General features: G+C 69.9%; 15 protein-coding genes and 1 pseudogene. 5 read left to right on the forward strand and 11 right to left on the reverse strand.

The genetic code is table 11. The features are described from left to right. The first annotated feature begins 19 nt into the window (after positions 1 to 19). Entirely contained in the window at positions 20 to 3,475 is a 3,456-nt protein-coding gene (locus ACW7G5_RS12010) for an amidohydrolase family protein (protein ID WP_457004835.1), read from the forward strand. A 124-nt stretch (positions 3,476 to 3,599) separates the two neighbouring features. On the opposite strand, the gene ACW7G5_RS12015 is transcribed toward ACW7G5_RS12010, so the two are convergent. Then, on the reverse strand, positions 3,600 to 5,498 hold the full coding sequence (locus ACW7G5_RS12015; RefSeq protein WP_457004837.1) for a DUF885 domain-containing protein: 1,899 nt from the start codon (positions 5,496 to 5,498) through the stop codon (positions 3,600 to 3,602). 167 nt (positions 5,499 to 5,665) lie between these two features. On the opposite strand from ACW7G5_RS12015, the gene folE reads away from it, so the two are divergent. Next, on the forward strand, positions 5,666 to 6,265 hold the full coding sequence (gene folE, locus ACW7G5_RS12020; RefSeq protein ID WP_457004838.1) for a GTP cyclohydrolase I FolE: 600 nt from the start codon (positions 5,666 to 5,668) through the stop codon (positions 6,263 to 6,265). Between the two features lie 111 nt (positions 6,266 to 6,376). Then, positions 6,377 to 6,616, forward strand: a complete 240-nt coding sequence (locus tag ACW7G5_RS12025) for a hypothetical protein (protein ID WP_457004839.1) — start codon at positions 6,377 to 6,379, stop codon at positions 6,614 to 6,616. Positions 6,617 to 6,626: 10 nt separating this feature from the next. Here ACW7G5_RS12025 and ACW7G5_RS12030 read toward each other — a convergent pair whose 3' ends face one another. From ACW7G5_RS12030 to ACW7G5_RS12050, 5 genes and pseudogenes are all read right to left on the reverse strand, one after another. Further along, the gene (locus ACW7G5_RS12030) at positions 6,627 to 6,962 is read right to left on the reverse strand and encodes a hypothetical protein (protein ID WP_457004841.1); all 336 of its coding nucleotides are present in this window, start codon (positions 6,960 to 6,962) and stop codon (positions 6,627 to 6,629) included. 104 nt (positions 6,963 to 7,066) lie between these two features. Beyond that, on the reverse strand, positions 7,067 to 7,483 hold the full coding sequence (locus tag ACW7G5_RS12035) for a barstar family protein (protein ID WP_457004842.1): 417 nt from the start codon (positions 7,481 to 7,483) through the stop codon (positions 7,067 to 7,069). Further along, positions 7,480 to 7,755, reverse strand: a pseudogene (locus tag ACW7G5_RS12040) (ribonuclease domain-containing protein); the annotation flags it as partial. The gene ACW7G5_RS12035 and the pseudogene ACW7G5_RS12040, both read right to left, overlap by 4 nt. 118 nt (positions 7,756 to 7,873) lie before the next feature. Then, positions 7,874 to 8,218, reverse strand: coding sequence for an I78 family peptidase inhibitor (locus ACW7G5_RS12045; RefSeq protein WP_457004844.1), 345 nt, complete (start codon positions 8,216 to 8,218; stop codon positions 7,874 to 7,876). 128 nt (positions 8,219 to 8,346) lie between these two features. Beyond that, positions 8,347 to 8,832, reverse strand: coding sequence for an MgtC/SapB family protein (locus tag ACW7G5_RS12050; protein ID WP_457004845.1), 486 nt, complete (start codon positions 8,830 to 8,832; stop codon positions 8,347 to 8,349). Positions 8,833 to 9,040: 208 nt separating this feature from the next. Here ACW7G5_RS12050 and ACW7G5_RS12055 point away from each other — a divergent pair, with 208 nt between their 5' ends. Further along, positions 9,041 to 10,297 (forward strand): lytic murein transglycosylase, encoded by a 1,257-nt coding sequence (locus ACW7G5_RS12055; protein ID WP_457005096.1) that lies wholly within the window; start codon positions 9,041 to 9,043, stop codon positions 10,295 to 10,297. 9 nt (positions 10,298 to 10,306) lie between these two features. On the opposite strand, the gene ACW7G5_RS12060 is transcribed toward ACW7G5_RS12055, so the two are convergent. From ACW7G5_RS12060 to ACW7G5_RS12080, 5 genes are all read right to left on the reverse strand, one after another. Continuing rightward, positions 10,307 to 10,522, reverse strand: a complete 216-nt coding sequence (locus ACW7G5_RS12060; RefSeq protein WP_449280116.1) for a helix-turn-helix transcriptional regulator — start codon at positions 10,520 to 10,522, stop codon at positions 10,307 to 10,309. A 33-nt stretch (positions 10,523 to 10,555) separates the two neighbouring features. Continuing rightward, the gene (locus ACW7G5_RS12065; protein ID WP_457004846.1) at positions 10,556 to 11,173 is read right to left on the reverse strand and encodes a hypothetical protein; all 618 of its coding nucleotides are present in this window, start codon (positions 11,171 to 11,173) and stop codon (positions 10,556 to 10,558) included. 161 nt (positions 11,174 to 11,334) lie between these two features. Continuing rightward, on the reverse strand, positions 11,335 to 12,780 hold the full coding sequence (locus tag ACW7G5_RS12070; RefSeq protein ID WP_457004848.1) for an Hsp70 family protein: 1,446 nt from the start codon (positions 12,778 to 12,780) through the stop codon (positions 11,335 to 11,337). A 133-nt stretch (positions 12,781 to 12,913) separates the two neighbouring features. Further along, positions 12,914 to 13,360, reverse strand: coding sequence for a hypothetical protein (locus ACW7G5_RS12075; RefSeq protein ID WP_457004850.1), 447 nt, complete (start codon positions 13,358 to 13,360; stop codon positions 12,914 to 12,916). Beyond that, a complete protein-coding gene (locus tag ACW7G5_RS12080; protein WP_457004852.1) occupies positions 13,357 to 13,950 on the reverse strand; it encodes an RNA polymerase sigma factor in 594 nt (197 codons plus the stop codon). Before ACW7G5_RS12080 ends, ACW7G5_RS12075 begins: the two co-directional genes overlap by 4 nt. Before the next feature lie 105 nt (positions 13,951 to 14,055). On the opposite strand from ACW7G5_RS12080, the gene ACW7G5_RS12085 reads away from it, so the two are divergent. Next, a complete protein-coding gene (locus tag ACW7G5_RS12085; protein WP_457004853.1) occupies positions 14,056 to 14,382 on the forward strand; it encodes a hypothetical protein in 327 nt (108 codons plus the stop codon). The last annotated feature ends 22 nt before the right edge of the window (positions 14,383 to 14,404 follow it).

Consider the following 14,404-nt stretch of genomic DNA (forward strand, 5'->3'; position numbering starts at 1 on the left):
CCCAGACGGATATCGCTGCATGACACGCAACGCCCTTGCCCTCGCCCTTGCCGGCGTACTCGCCACCTTCCCCGCGCTGGCCCAGAACCCGCCGCCGGCGCCGCCGGCCCCGGAGCGCACGCAGCAGCAGGACGACCGCACCGACACGCAGGACAGCGACCGCAGCGACAACGTCGAACTCGAGCAAGAGTCGCTTGACGCCGCCGGCGCCAACCAGGCTGAGGCGCCGCTGGACAGCGCCCGCGGCCTGCGCAAGGACGCCAACGGTGACGAAGAAGCGGCCAAATGGAACGTCGAGTCCACCCAGGGCACGCCGAAGACCGTCCGCTTCGAGACCAGCGAAGGCACCTGGATGGACGTCGACGTCTCGCCCGACGGCCGCCAGCTGGTGTTCGCGCTGCTCGGCGACCTCTACCGCATGCCGATCACCGGCGGCGCCGCCACCCGCGTCACCACCGGCCGCGCCTGGGACGTGCAGCCGCGCTGGTCGCCGGACGGCCGCCGCATCGCCTTCACCTCCGACCGCAGCGGTGGCAACAACATCTGGACCATCGCCGCCGACGGCAGCGATCCGCGCCAGGTCACCGAGGAGGACTTCCGCCTGCTCAACAACCCCACGTGGACGCCGGACGGCCAGTACATCGTGGCCCGCAAGCACTTCACCTCGACGCGCTCGCTGGGCGCCGGCGAGCTGTGGCTTTACCACGCCGCCGGCACCAGCGGCGGCATCCAGCTGGTGGAGAAGGCCAACGAGCAGCAGGACATCGGCGAGCCGACGGTCTCGCCCGACGGCCGCTACGTCTACTTCTCGCAGGACGTGAGCTCCGGCGGCGCTTTTGACTACAACCGTGACCCGCACGGGGTGATCTACGCGATCAAGCGCTTCGACCGCCAGACCGGCAAGACCGAGACCGTGGTCGCGACGCCCGGCGGCGCGGTCCGGCCGCAGGTGTCGCCCGACGGCAAGACCCTGGCCTTCGTGAAGCGCGTGCGCGACGCCAGCGTGCTGCACCGGATGGACATCGCCAGCGGCGAAGTGCGTCCGGTGTGGGACGGGCTGAGCCACGACCAGCAGGAAGCGTGGGCGATCTTCGGGCCGTACAGCGGCTTCGGCTGGACGCCGGACTCGAAGTCGGTGGTGGCCTGGGCGCAGGGCGGGCTGTGGCGCGTCGAGATGGCCAGCGGTGCCGCGTCGAAGATCCCGTTCACCGCCCAGGTGGAGCAGGTGGTGTCGCAGCCGCTGCGCTTCGAGACGACGCTGCCCGAGGGCCGCTTCAACCCGCGCATGATCCGCGACGTGGCGACTTCGGCCGACGGCGGCACCCTGGTCTTCCACGCGCTGGGCCAGCTGTGGCGCAAACCGCTTCCGGGCGGCACGCCGTCGCGCCTGACCGCCAACCGCGACGTCTACGAATACCAGCCCAGCTTCAGCGCCGACGGCCGCCAGCTGCTTTACACCACCTGGTCGGACGACGGCCTGGGCGCGATCCATGTGCGCGGCGCCGGCGGCACCGCCGAGGGCCGCAAGCTCACCGCGGAGCCGGGCTTCTACTACCACCCGCGCTTCTCGCCGGACGGGAAGCACGTGGTCTACAGCCGCAGCAGCGGCGGCGGCCTGACCGGCAGCCTGTGGGCGGGCGAGCGCGGCATCCACGTGGTGCCGGTGGGCGGCGGCAAACCGGTGCGCGTGGCCGAAAGCGGGCAGTCGCCGCAGTTCAGCCACGACGGCGCGCGCGTGCTCTACCTGGCCGGCAACGGCATGGAGAAGAAGCTGATGTCGGTGGGCCTGCACGGTGAGGACCCGCGCGCGCTGTTCGACCTGAAGTACGTCGACTCGGTTCAGATCAGCCCCGACGGCAAGTGGGTCGCTTTCACCGAACTCTTCAACGCCTACGTGGCGCCGATGCCCGAGGCCGGCCGCACCATCACCCTCGACCGCAAGACCAAGGCGCTGCCGGTGCGCCCGGTGAGCGCGGACATCGGCAGCTACCTGCACTGGGCGGCGGACTCGAAGTCGCTGCACTGGATGGTCGGCGACCGCTACCACTCGCGCCGCCTGGACCAGACCTTCGACTTCCTGCCCGGCGCGCCGGCGGAGATCGCGAAGCCGACGCCTGGCGGCGGCATCGCCGTGGGCCTGGACGCGCCCGTATACGCGCCGCGCGACGTGGTGGCCTTCACCAATGCGCGCATCGTCACCATGCGCGACGCGGAGAACGCCGAGGAGGTGATCGAGGGTGGCACGATCGTGGTCGACGGCAACACCATCACCGCGATCGGTAGCGCGGGCACGGTGCAGGTGCCGTCGGGCGCGCGCGTGGTCGACGTGGCCGGCAAGACCGTCATCCCCGGCATCATCGACGTGCACGCGCATGCCTCGAACTTCGGCCAGGGCGTGGTGCCGCAGCAGAACTGGGCGTACTACGCCAACCTCGCCTTCGGCATCACCACGCTGCACGACCCGTCGGCGACCACCGAGTTCGTGTTCTCGCAGTCGGAGCTGCTGCAGGCCGGGCGCATGGTCGGCCCGCGCATGTTCTCCACCGGCACGATCCTGTACGGCGCCGATGGCGGCTTCAAGGCCGAGATCGACTCGCTCGACGACGCCCGCAGCCACTTGCGCCGGATGCAGGCGAACGGTGCGTTCTCGGTGAAGAGCTACAACCAGCCGCGGCGCGCGCAGCGCCAGCAGGTCGACCAGGCCGCGCGCGAGCTCGGCATGCTGGTGGTCGAGGAAGGCGGCTCGACCTTCCACCACAACATGACCATGATCCTGGACGGCGTCACCGGCATCGAGCACAACCTGCCGATCGCGCCGCTGTACGCGGACGTGGTGAACCTGTGGAAGGAAACCGACGTGCGCAACACGCCGACGCTGGTGGTGAGCTACGGCGGCTTGTCGGGCGAGTACTGGTGGTACGCGCGCGACAACGTCTGGGAGGACGCCAAGCTCAACCGCTTCTTCCCGCGCGAGACGCTGGACGCGCGTTCGATCCGCCGCGAGACCGCGCCGGACTGGGACTACCACCACATCGAGGTGGCGAAGTCGCTGAAGACGCTGCGCGACGCCGGGGTCAAGGTGCAGGTGGGCGGGCATGGCCAGCTGCAGGGCATGGCCACGCACTGGGAGACCTGGATGCTGACCCAGGGCGGCTTCAGCAACTTCGAGGCGCTGCGTGCGGCGACCATCGACGGCGCGGACTACCTCGGCATGGCCTCGCAGCTGGGCTCACTGGAGGTCGGCAAGCGCGCCGACCTGGTGGTGCTGGACGGAAATCCGCTGGACAACATCCGCCATACCGCGGACACGCGCTATGTGATGGTGGACGGGCGGCTGTTCGATGTCGCGGCCGACATGGCGGAGATCGGCAACCAGGCGGTGCCGGCGCCGACCTTCTACTGGCAGCACCATGGGCACGGCCAGGCGTTCGGCGAATCCTTCGGACCGACGTCGGTGTGCCACGGCGTGCACTAGGTATCGCGGGAAACTGTAGGGGCGGCTATAGCCGCTCCTACAAAAGCTGCAGCCCCCGCAAGGGCTGTAGTGTCCAAAAAAGATGCTGCAGCCCCATAGGGCTGCAGCACTTCCGGGAGGCCGCTCAGCCGGCCTTCTTCAAGGCGATCCAGCGGTCCACGCGCTGCTCCAGCAGGTCCAGCGGCATGGCGCCGCCGCCGAGGATGGTGTCGTGGAAGCCGCGGATGTCGAAGGCGTCGCCGAGTTCGGCTTCGGCCTTCTTCCTCAGCTCCTGCATGCGGATCATGCCGATCTTGTAGGCGGTGGCCTGGCCCGGGAACACGAGGTAGCGCTGGATCTCGGAGCGGATCGCGGCGTCGGGCACCGAGCTGTTCTCGCGGAAGTAGGCGACCGCCTGCTCCTCGGTCCAGCCTTTGGCGTGCATGCCGGTGTCGACCACCAGGCGGATCGCGCGCCACATCTCCGACATCAGGCGGCCGTACTCCGAGTACGGGTCCTGGTAGGTGTCGGGCATCTCCTTGGCCAGCCACTCCGAGTACAGGCCCCAGCCCTCGTTGTAGGCGGTGTCGAAGACCTGCGTGCGGAAGGTCGGCACGCCGGTCAGCTCCTGCGCGATCGAGATCTGCATGTGATGCCCCGGCAGGCCCTCGTGGTACGCGATCACCTCAAGCTCGGTCTTCGGCATCGCGTTCATGTCGGAGAGGTGCGCGTAGTACACGCCCGGGCGCTTGCCGTCCGGTGACGCCGGGTTGTAGTGCTGGGCGGCGCCGTCCTGTTCGCGGAAGGCTTCCACGCGCTTCACTACCAGGTCGGCCTTGGGCAGCAGCCCGAAGTACTGCGGCAGGTGCTGCTTGATGTTGTCGATCGCCTTCGTGGCGTCGTCGATGTAGGCCTGGCGGCCGGCGTCGGTGTCCGGATACAGGCGCGCCGGGTCGGACTGCACGTGCTTGAAGAAGTCCTGCAGGTCGCCCTCGAAGCCGATCTGCGCCTGCACCGCCTCCAGCTCGCCGCGCAGGCGCGCGACCTCGGACAGGCCGAGCGCGTGGATCTGGTCGGCGGTCATGTCGGTGGAGGTATTCTCGCGCAGCTGGTAGGCGTAGTAGGCGGCGCCGTTGGGGTGCGTCTGGCCGACGCCGGTGGGGTTCTCGGCGGCCTTCGGCAACTCTTCGGCGGCGAGCGCGAGGATGCGTTCATAGGCCGGCTTCACGTCGTCCACCAGGGCCTTGCGCGCCTCTTCCTTCAGTTCGGCGGCCCGCTCGGCGGTGACCTTGCCGGACTCCGCCAGCGCGTCGGCCTTGGCCTGGGCATCGGCCCAGAACGCGCTGTCGGGGCCGTCGTCGAAGGGCGCCCCGGCGATGATCTTGCGCGACTGGTCGGCCACGCCTTCCCAGGCGAACCTGGGCGGGCGGATGCCCTGCGCCGCCGACGCGCGCGTGCGTTCAAGCAGGATGTCGAAGGTCGCCGGCAGCGCGCGCAGGCGCGCCACATAGGCCTGGAAATCCGACTCGTCGTCGACCTTGTGGAAATTGATCATGAAGGTCGGCGCCATGCTGTGCATGCCGTTCATCTGGTCGAACGAGTAGCCGTCGAGCAGGAACGGCATGCCGTCGCGCGCGCTTTCGTACTGCTTCTTCCACAGGTTCCAGGACAGCTGCGCCTCGGGCTCCAGGCGGTCGTAGTCGAACTGCGCCTCCATGTCCTTCACCGAGGCCTCCATCCAGTCCAGCTGCCTGCGGATCCCGGCCTCGGAGACATCGTCGATCCGGTCGTAGAGCTCCTTGCGGCCGAGGAAGGTCAGCTGGACCGGGCTGAACTGCAGCTGCTCCTCGTACTTCTCCTCGAACCAGGCATTGAGGCGCGCCGTCTCGGCTCCGGGATCGGCCACCGTCGCGTTCGTGGCGGCCGTCGTCGCCTGGTTGCCGGCGGCCGCGGCGGTGCCGGGGTCGTTGCAGGCGGCCAGGCCGAGGGGAAGGACCAGCGCGAGGGCGATGGCGAGGGGCGAGCGGGCGGAAGCGGTTCGCATCTGGGGCTCTCCGGAGGGAGGGAGGGTTGGGGTGCCGAGGCAGGATCGTGGCCCGACTTTCCCATGAATGCGGGTGCCGGGTCAGGGCCATTGGTCCGGGGCCTGCGTCCTGGCCCGCCGCCGCGGCGCGGTACCATGGCGGTTTTCAGGCGACAGGAAGCAGGGCGATGGCCAATCCGGACGATCAGCGCAACGGCGTGGGCCGCGACGAGGCCGAGGCCGCTGTCCGCACCCTGCTGCGCTGGGCCGGCGACGACCCGGCGCGCGAAGGCCTGCTGGACACCCCCAAGCGCGTGGCCAAGGCCTACGGCGACTGGTTCAGCGGCTATGCCGACGATCCACGCGAGTACCTCGAGCGCACCTTCGAAGAAGTCGCCGGCTACGACGAGATGATCGTGCTGCGCGATATCGAGTTCGAGAGCCACTGCGAGCACCACATGGCGCCGATCATCGGTCGCGCCCACGTCGGCTACCTGCCCGACGGCAAGGTGGTGGGCATCAGCAAGCTCGCGCGCGTGGTCGACGCCTATGCGCGCCGCTTCCAGGTGCAGGAGAAGATGACCGCGCAGATCGCCGCGGTCATCCAGGACGTGCTGAAGCCGCGCGGCGTGGGCGTGGTGGTCGAGGCCAGCCACGAGTGCATGACCACCCGCGGCGTGCACAAGCGCGGCGTGAGCATGGTGACCTCGAAGATGCTGGGCGGCTTCCGCGACGACGCGCGCACGCGCTCGGAGTTCCTCCGCTTCATCGGCGACCCGCGGGCCTGATCGACGGAGCGTCGCGGGCCCGGCACGGCGGCGGGTTGCAGGCGCGAGCGTCTTGCGGACCGCGGGGATCCTCGTGCAGGCTGGACTGCCGATACGCCCGAGGAGAGTCCCATGCGCGCGATGTGCTTCGCCTTTGCCGCCGGTGCCGCGGCGCTGCTGCTCGGCGCCTGCGCCGCCACGCCCGAGTACTACGACACCAACGCGGCGGTAGACGCCAACCCACTGTGCGCCAGCAGCAGCGATCGCCCCGGCGAGCCGGTCTCGCGCGACTGCGTTCGCGACAGCGGCGCCACGATCAGCAGCGACCGCCCAAGCCAGCCGATCGACTTCCGCAAGGGCGGCGACGACTGAAGACCGCGGCTCAGTCCGTCGGTGGCTCGTTGGCCATCGGCGAATCGACCGGCGGTGGCGGCTGCTGGGTCTCGTCGATCGGCGGCACGGTGGGGTTCATCGGCGGCGTGGCGGGATCCACCGGCGGCAGGCTGGGATCCACCGGGGGCGGAAGTGCCGGGTCGACGACGGGTGCCGGGGCAGGCATGGCATCGTCGGCCGGCAGCGCGCCGGGTTCCGTGCGCTCCGCGGCCGGGGTCTGCGCCGAAGGCAGCTCATCCACGGGGGTGTAGGCCTGGCTCGGGTCGCTGCAGGCCGCGAGTGACAGCGCCAGTGCGGCGCCGGTGATCGGGAGGAGTCGCTTCATTGCAGTTGTCCACGGTCAGGGGCTCGCGGCCCAGTGTCCGCGTGTGGACGTATGCGCGGTGTCCTTTTTTCGCTAAGACCGTGTGTACGGCGTATGCACGCCGGTCACGGCGCCGACACCGGCAGCAGCGCCCAGAACGGCACGCCCGCGCGGGCGTGGTGGCGTGCGGCTTCGTCGAGGATGTCCAGCAGGGTGGCGAAGTCATCGCCGGCGCCCTCGCGCAGGCCGCCGCAATGATCCAGCAGCAGCAGGTAGCCCGGTGCCGGCAGCCAGGACAGGTCGCCCAGGCTGTCTGCCAGCGCGTCCCAGTTGCCGCCGAAGGTCGACGGGAAGTCGAGCGCCGCGGCGAGTCCGTCGAGCAGGGCGGCCTTGTCGTCGGCGAACTCCAGGTCCACGGCGCGCACCGCGAAGTCCAGCGAGGTGGCTGATTCCACCAGCGCGGCACGATCGTGGATATCGACGAAGTAGGCCGCCGCCTGGCTGGCATCGGCCAGCATCGCGCCAAGCTCCAAGCCGTTCATGGCCGGTCCCCGCGTTCGAAGGCGCGGAAGCTCCGGTAGTGATCCTCGGTGTAGTACCACTCCGCGGGCGGGTCGCCGCCGGTGACGATGCGGCGCGCGCCGCGGTCGCGCGAGCCCGGGGTATCGACGGTGAATTCGCGGTAATGGCCGCGCGGTCGCTGCGGCAGCAGGCGTTCCCGGTTCTGGAACACGCCGCCGTCCTGGCGATGCGGATACGGCCCGCCGCGGTCGATCAGGGCCAGGGTCGCCTGGGCTTCGGCAGGCAGGAAGGCGAGCGCCGGACCGTCCTGGCGTTCCAGCACCTGCCACATGCCGACCAGCAACAGTGCCGCGACCAGCCAGATCCAGCTGCGCGGTGCCCGCTTCCCCCGGTTGCGGCGTGCCATGGGCCTAGCCGCAGCTGACCTTGATGATGCGGCGGTCGTCGTCGATCTCGATGTTCAGGCGCCCGGCGCGGTAGTCCATGGTCACCGCCATGCCCGGGCGGATGACGCGGACGCCGCGCGCGCCGGCGGCGGCCTTTGCGCGTTCGCCCACGGCTTCGTCCAGCAGCTGGCCGACGAACTGCTCAGCCGCCTTGGCGTCGCAGCTGCCGCCAAGTCCGCCATCGACGATTTTCGGGGGTGCACCGTTCACTGGCGTGGGCTCGCGTGCGGGCGAGCAGGCGACGACGGCGAAGGCCAGCGGCGCGGCCAGCAGCACGGCAAGATGGCGAGCGGAGTGGAAGCGGGACATGGGCGGTTCCTCATGGTCATGGCGGGATCATGCCGCATGCGCGGCGGGGGTGTTGCGGACGGGCGTGCTGTGACGGGCGTGGGATGGCCGGACGTGCGGTTGGCGGATATTCCGGCGCAGGTATGCGGTCATGACTTTTCGGGCTTCGGTTCATCGGTGCCAAGCCGTGACTCGAGCCGCCGGAACACGGCCAGTACCACCACGCACAGCAGCGAAGCACCCAGCGCGAGCAGGTAGCTGCCGAGCCCGGCGGCGATGCCGATCGCGGCTGCCATCAGCAGCGAGCTGGCGGTGGTCAGCCCACGCACCTGCTGGTCGCCGCGGGCGCGGAGGATGGCACCGGCGCCGACGAAGCCGACCGCGGCCACCACCGATTCGATCAGGCGACCGGGGTCGATGCGCAGCAGGTCGCGATACTGCTCCTGGGTGAAGTGTTCGGCCACGACATCGCCCAGGCCGACGATCAGCGCCGCGGCGCCGGCGATCATCATGTGCGTGCGCAGGCCGGCGGCGTGGCGGCCGAGCTCGCGCTCGATGCCGAGCACGCCACCAAGCGCCATCGCCGCGGCCACCCGCGCGAGGATCCAGAGTTCGGTGTTCTGCAGTACGTCCATCGTGTGTCCCTGTCGTGCGGCCCCGCCGATGACAGCGCAGCGGCGGTCTGCCGGCCGTGAAGTCGCCTGTTCATCGCGCGTGGCGCATGCCGAAGCGGCGCGTGCCTACAATCCGGCGAGTCGAACACGGAGTTTCCGGATGCGCCTGATTCCCCCGCTTGCCACGCTGGTCCTGGTCCTGGTCCTGGCCCTGCCGGCCGCCGTTGCAATGGCGCAGCCGCAGGGACCGCTGCAAACGACACAGGCAGCGCCCCAGCTACCCGCGCAGACCTTGCCGGCTCCGCCCGCCCAGCCCGGGCCAACGGCTGCCGAGCTCGCCACGTTCAAGGGCTGCATGGTCAAACTGCGCGGCGCCGCTGCGGGCAAGGGCGTCGCGGCCGGCAGCTTCGACCGCCTGACCGCCGACCTGGTGCCGGACATGAGCGTGCTGCCGCTGCTCAGCCAGCAGCCCGAGTTCAGCACGCCGATCTGGGACTATCTGGCCGCGCTGGTCGACCAGCAGCGCATTGACGACGGCCGCGCCATGCTCGCCGCGCACGCCGCGACGCTTGCGCGCGCGCAGGCGGAGTACGGCGTGGACCCGGCCACGGTGGTGGCGGTGTGGGGCGTGGAGAGCGACTACGGCCGGAGTTTCGGCAAGCGCCCGCTGCTGGTCTCGCTGTCCACGCTGTCCTGCTTCGGGCGGCGGCAGCCGTTCTTCCAGGGCGAGCTGGTCGCCACGCTGCAGCTGCTGGCGGGCGGGGACCTGGTCGATCCAGGCATCACCGGATCCTGGGCAGGTGCCTTCGGGCACACGCAGTTCATGCCCAGCACCTACCAGCGCATCGCGGTGGATTTCGACGGTGACGGCCGCCGCGACCTGGTGGGCAGCATCCCGGATGCGTTGGGATCCACCGCCAATTACCTGAAACGATCCGGCTGGCGCACGGGCGAGCCCTGGGGTTACGAGGTGCAGCTGCCGCAAGGCTTCAACGCCGCGCAGGCAGGTCGGACAAATCGCAAGCCGCTGTCGGAATGGGTGAAGCAGGGCGTCAGGCGCGTGGATGGAAGCGCCGTCGGTGGAGTGGCCGCGGACGCGCGTGCCGCGGTGATCCTGCCTGCCGGCGCCAAGGGCCCGGCGTTGCTGGTGTTCAAGAACTTCGACGCGATCTATTCCTACAACGCGGCGGAGAGCTATGCCCTTGCCATTGCGCACCTGGCCGATCGACTGCGCGGAGGCGCTGCCTTTGCCACTGCCTGGCCCACGGACGACCCCGGCATCGGGCGCGCGGAGCGGCGGGAGCTGCAGGAACTGCTGCTGGCGCGCGGGCACGCGATCGGCGAGGCGGACGGCATGGTCGGCACGCTGACGCGGCGGGCGATTGCCGCCGAGCAGGCGCGACTGGGCTTCACGCCCGCCGATGGGCGCGCGGGGTTGCGCATCCTGACGGCGCTGCGGGATGAACAGGCCCCTGCAGCGCAGTGAGGCCGAGGCTCAGGGCGTCTTCCAGCGGAACACGTCCTCCACGCCCACGCCGAACGCGCGCGCCAGCCGGAACGCCAGTTCCAGCGACGGTGCATAGCGCCCCGCCTCCAGCGCGATGATGGTCTGCCGGGTCACCTGGCAGGCATCGGCCAGCTGCTGCTGGGTCATTCCGGCGCGCTCCAGGCGCAGGCGCCGGATGTCGTTTTCCAGCGGAGTGCCGGTCATCGCGTCAGCACCCCGCCAATGACGGCAGCGGCATCAGCGGCGGTCCCGCCAGTAGGTGAGCGCGATCGCCGCAGCCTCGACCAGCCAGCCGATCATCAGCACGAAAACCAGGATGTTGCCGATCGCGAAGTGCGTGGCCCACTGCAGCTTGTGCTCCGGCGACAGGCCCAGCGTTACCGCGAGGAAGATCACCCCGACCACGAGCGCGCCGCGACCCCAGGCGGCGCCGCGTGTTTCGATCTCGCGGTCGCGCTCGTCCTGCTGCACGCGGTCCTTCCAGCGCGAGGCCATGAGCCGCGACAGCACGGTCCACGCCACCAGCAGCAGCACGAGATTGGTCGCCACGCGCCGCGCCGCCGCGCGATCATCACCGCTGAACGCCTCGGCGTGCAGGACGAAGTAGAGGGTGGCCGCCAGCATGAAGGCGAAGCCGATCCAGGCCTTCCACTCGCCGGGTGAGGCGCCTTGCTCGAACTCGCCGCGCGGCATCGAGGACACCGCGTACAGCGCCACCCACGTACAGCCGATCAGCAGGGTCATGCCCAGACCGCCGATGTCGTGACCGAACACACGTCCGCTGCCCAGCAACAACCACAGGCCGGTGCCCGCCACGGCCAGCAGTCCGATCCAACCCCAGCGCCCGATCGTCACGACAGTTCTCCCTCAGCTTGATGTAAACAAGTTTTTACATTGCGATGGGGTCGTGTCAAGTATTTTTTACATGTTGCCGGTCGGGGCGAGGGCGCGAGTTCCGCGAGGTGCGCGCGGCCCGCGCATTGCAACGCGCGCGTTTTCGCCGCGGAGCCGGGCCCTCAGGCCGCGGCCGCGCGGGCAAGCCCGGTGACCACGCCCAACGACGCATCGCCGCGCACGATCTCGACGCCCGGAAACACTTCGCCGACCAGCGCCGGCACGTACGGCGAACGCGACATGCCGCCGGTGAGATAGACCACGTCCGGCGCCTCGCCGGCGCCGGCGCCGGCTTCGCGCATCAGCGCGCGCAGCTGCATCAGGAACGGGCGGTCGGCGGCGGCTTCGAGGTGCGCGTGGTCGATGTCGCAGCCGAGGCCGTGTTCGATATAGCCGAGATCCAGCGCCACGCGCTCACTGCCGCTGAGTTCGATCTTCGCGCGCTCGACGGCGCGGTTCAGGCGCACCGTGTGGCCGGCCTGCTGCAGCGCCACCAGGCGCTGGCGATAGGGCGCCTCGACGTCGTCGAAGCTGGCGCTGCGGAAGTTGCCCTGCCGCTGCAGGTCCTGCACGTGCGAGGCCTCGTAGAAGCGATGCACGGGCGTCCTGGTCACGTTCTTCCCGAACAGCGGCATGACCGCGCGCATGCTCAGCTCCAGGTCGACGTCGGTGCCGCCGACGGGCTCGCCCCACGCGCCATGAACGACGGGCGCCGGCGCATCGCCCCCCACCAGCGCCAGCGCCATGTCGGTGGTACCGCCGCCGATGTCGAGGATCATCGTTCGACGGACTTCGCGGCTGCGACGGTGGTAGTCGTAGGCGGCCGCGGCCGGCTCTTCAAGGAATTCGATGGTTTCGAAGCCCGCGGCGGACGCAGCGTCGGTGAGGATCTCCAGCGCCTGCTCGCCGCCGGCCTCCTGCATCGAGCTGCGGAAGCGCACCGGCCTGCCCATGACCGCCGAACGCACGTCCGCGCCGAGCTGCGACGAGGCGGTGGTGCGGATGTGGCGCAAGACATGGGTGGCGATGCCCAGCAGCACGTCGCGTGCATGTGCGTCGAGCCTGTAGCCGAGCATCGACTTGGGTGAAACCACCAGATGCCCTTCACCCGCGGACAGAAATGCATCCACCGCCTCGTCGCCGTAAAGCGCGTCGTCCAGATCGGCCTTGGCGTCCATTGCGTCGCGCACTTCCGCTGCCGCCCAGTTGCGGCGCACGGCGGCGATCGCCGCGCGGCGGAGTTCATCGTCACTGCGCCGGCGCATGGTCGGGACCTGGGCCAGCGCGTCCGCGCGCTGCTGCACAGGTAGCGCCATGGCCGCCTGCCGAAGGCCTTCCAGGCGCGCAAGTTCGCGGGTCTGCTCGCCCTTGGCACTGCTCATCCAACGCGCCACGTCGCCCTGCAGTGCATCGGTCAGCTCGAACTTGTGGAGGTCCGGCAGTCGCTGCGGAAAAAATGCCGTGGTACGGAACTGCTCCTGGTCGCCGAAGCGGATCAGTTGCACCTGGCCATCCACCACGGCGCCCGCGGCCGAATAGCTGGTGCCGAAATCAACTCCGATCCGCATGTCCAACGCCCTGCACGAAATGTCGCGGCCGCCATTGTGCCGATGCCGCGCCATCCATGCCGGGCGTGGGTCGCGGTCGACAACGCCGCCGCCATCGCCTCGGCCATCGAGATCGCGCGCCTGCTGCAGGCGTTCAGCGCCTCGGGGTCATGGGCGGGAGCGCGTGAAGCCGGCGGATCTGGCCGGATATCCAGTTGAGGGCGATGCAGATCCCGGCGGCCGCGAGCCACGGCATCGCGTCGGTGGCCAGCGCCTGGCGGAGCGCGTACCACGCCGCGTCGGCGTAGAGCGCCGCCGCCATGATCGATGCGGTGGCAAGGATCAGAAGCAGGCTGCGAGCCAGGATCGGCTCGAACCTCGGGTCGCGGATGCCGACCCTGGCCGCGACCGCCGCGGCGAAACCGGGCGGCGGCTGGCTGCGTGGGGCGGTTGTTACTGCCGTGGCCACGAGACGGTAGCAGTGGGCCACGGCGTCGGCGTCGGCCGGCCCGTGTCCATTGCCGCGTGCGACTCGCAGCCCCTGTTCCTGGGCCTCCCATTCGCTGGCGTCGACCTTGGGGGGCGTATCTTTCGTGGTCATGGCGGAACTCCCATGCGTGATTCCAGAAGGCTGCGCAGCCGCTTGCGTGCGCGGAACAGATGGCTCTTGATGGTGCCTTCGGCGAGGCCCGTGACCTCCGCGATCCCGGCGATTGGCATCTCTTCCAGATGGTAGAGCGCAAGCAGGCTGCGCTGCAGCGGCGGCAGCATTTCGATGGCGCGGTGCAGCCGCCTGACGGCCTCCGCGTCCGATGCCGCGGCCTCCAGGTCGAAGCCGTCGCCGATCCGCTCTTCCAGGGGCGGGTCGTCGTCATCGGGATCGGCGATCGGGATGCGCTTGCGCTCGAGATGGCGTGCGGCCACCGACCAGGCGACCTGTGCGATCCACGATTTCAGCGCGCTCTCGCCGCGGTACTGGTGCAGCGTGCGGTGGATGCGCAGGAAAACCTCCTGGCAGAGCTCGCGGGTATCGTCCGGATGGCGGACCAAGCGGTCGACGACGTGCCAGCACAGGCCCTGATAGTCGCGGACCAGGCGCTCGAAGGCACCCGGGGCGTCGGACAGCACGGCCTGCACCAGCGCGTGGTCGGCGTCGGCGGCATCGTCGGAAGATGGACTGGCTTGAAGCATCGAGGACAGGGATACGGGAATCGGCGCGCCGGTTGCAATCGGCGTAGTGCAACCGCCGTGTCGCCGGGCGTATCTCCTTGGTCAACCAACCGATGCAGGCACGCCATGAACTTCGACATCCTGATTCCCATCTCCCTTTTCGCCGCCGTCGCCTACTCGATCAAGGTGACGGTGGAAGCCTATGCGCGCCGCCGGATCTTCGAGGCCCGAGGCTCGGAAGAACTGGTGCGCGCGCTGCTCGAAGGCGAGGCGAGCCGTCGCCGCCAGTCTTCCCTGCAGTGGGGCGCGGTCCTGGTAGCGCTGGCCATCGGCTTCGGCCTGGTGGAACTGATCGGGGCGCGCGAGGTCACGCCGGGCGTGGCAGCGCTGCTGCTTGGTGCGACGGGCCTGGGCCACCTGGCCTACTACCTGCTTGACGGCCGGAAGCGGTGAGGGCGCCCGTCTTCAATCGTGC

Source organism: Luteimonas sp. A501 (genome assembly GCF_054052085.1).

Coding starts and splice junctions, on each gene's coding strand:
- ACW7G5_RS12035 (WP_457004842.1), bottom strand. CDS start 7,483: ATGAACGGCTTGGAGCTTGGCGCGATGCTGGCCGATGCCAGCCAGGCG.
- folE (WP_457004838.1), top strand. CDS start 5,666: ATGGCCAATCCGGACGATCAGCGCAACGGCGTGGGCCGCGACGAGGCC.
- ACW7G5_RS12055 (WP_457005096.1), top strand. CDS start 9,041: ATGGCGCAGCCGCAGGGACCGCTGCAAACGACACAGGCAGCGCCCCAG.
- ACW7G5_RS12050 (WP_457004845.1), bottom strand. CDS start 8,832: ATGGACGTACTGCAGAACACCGAACTCTGGATCCTCGCGCGGGTGGCC.
- ACW7G5_RS12045 (WP_457004844.1), bottom strand. CDS start 8,218: ATGTCCCGCTTCCACTCCGCTCGCCATCTTGCCGTGCTGCTGGCCGCG.
- ACW7G5_RS12030 (WP_457004841.1), bottom strand. CDS start 6,962: ATGAAGCGACTCCTCCCGATCACCGGCGCCGCACTGGCGCTGTCACTC.
- ACW7G5_RS12025 (WP_457004839.1), top strand. CDS start 6,377: ATGCGCGCGATGTGCTTCGCCTTTGCCGCCGGTGCCGCGGCGCTGCTG.
- ACW7G5_RS12075 (WP_457004850.1), bottom strand. CDS start 13,360: ATGACCACGAAAGATACGCCCCCCAAGGTCGACGCCAGCGAATGGGAG.
- ACW7G5_RS12010 (WP_457004835.1), top strand. CDS start 20: ATGACACGCAACGCCCTTGCCCTCGCCCTTGCCGGCGTACTCGCCACC.
- ACW7G5_RS12015 (WP_457004837.1), bottom strand. CDS start 5,498: ATGCGAACCGCTTCCGCCCGCTCGCCCCTCGCCATCGCCCTCGCGCTG.
- ACW7G5_RS12085 (WP_457004853.1), top strand. CDS start 14,056: ATGAACTTCGACATCCTGATTCCCATCTCCCTTTTCGCCGCCGTCGCC.
- ACW7G5_RS12080 (WP_457004852.1), bottom strand. CDS start 13,950: ATGCTTCAAGCCAGTCCATCTTCCGACGATGCCGCCGACGCCGACCAC.
- ACW7G5_RS12060 (WP_449280116.1), bottom strand. CDS start 10,522: ATGACCGGCACTCCGCTGGAAAACGACATCCGGCGCCTGCGCCTGGAG.
- ACW7G5_RS12070 (WP_457004848.1), bottom strand. CDS start 12,780: ATGCGGATCGGAGTTGATTTCGGCACCAGCTATTCGGCCGCGGGCGCC.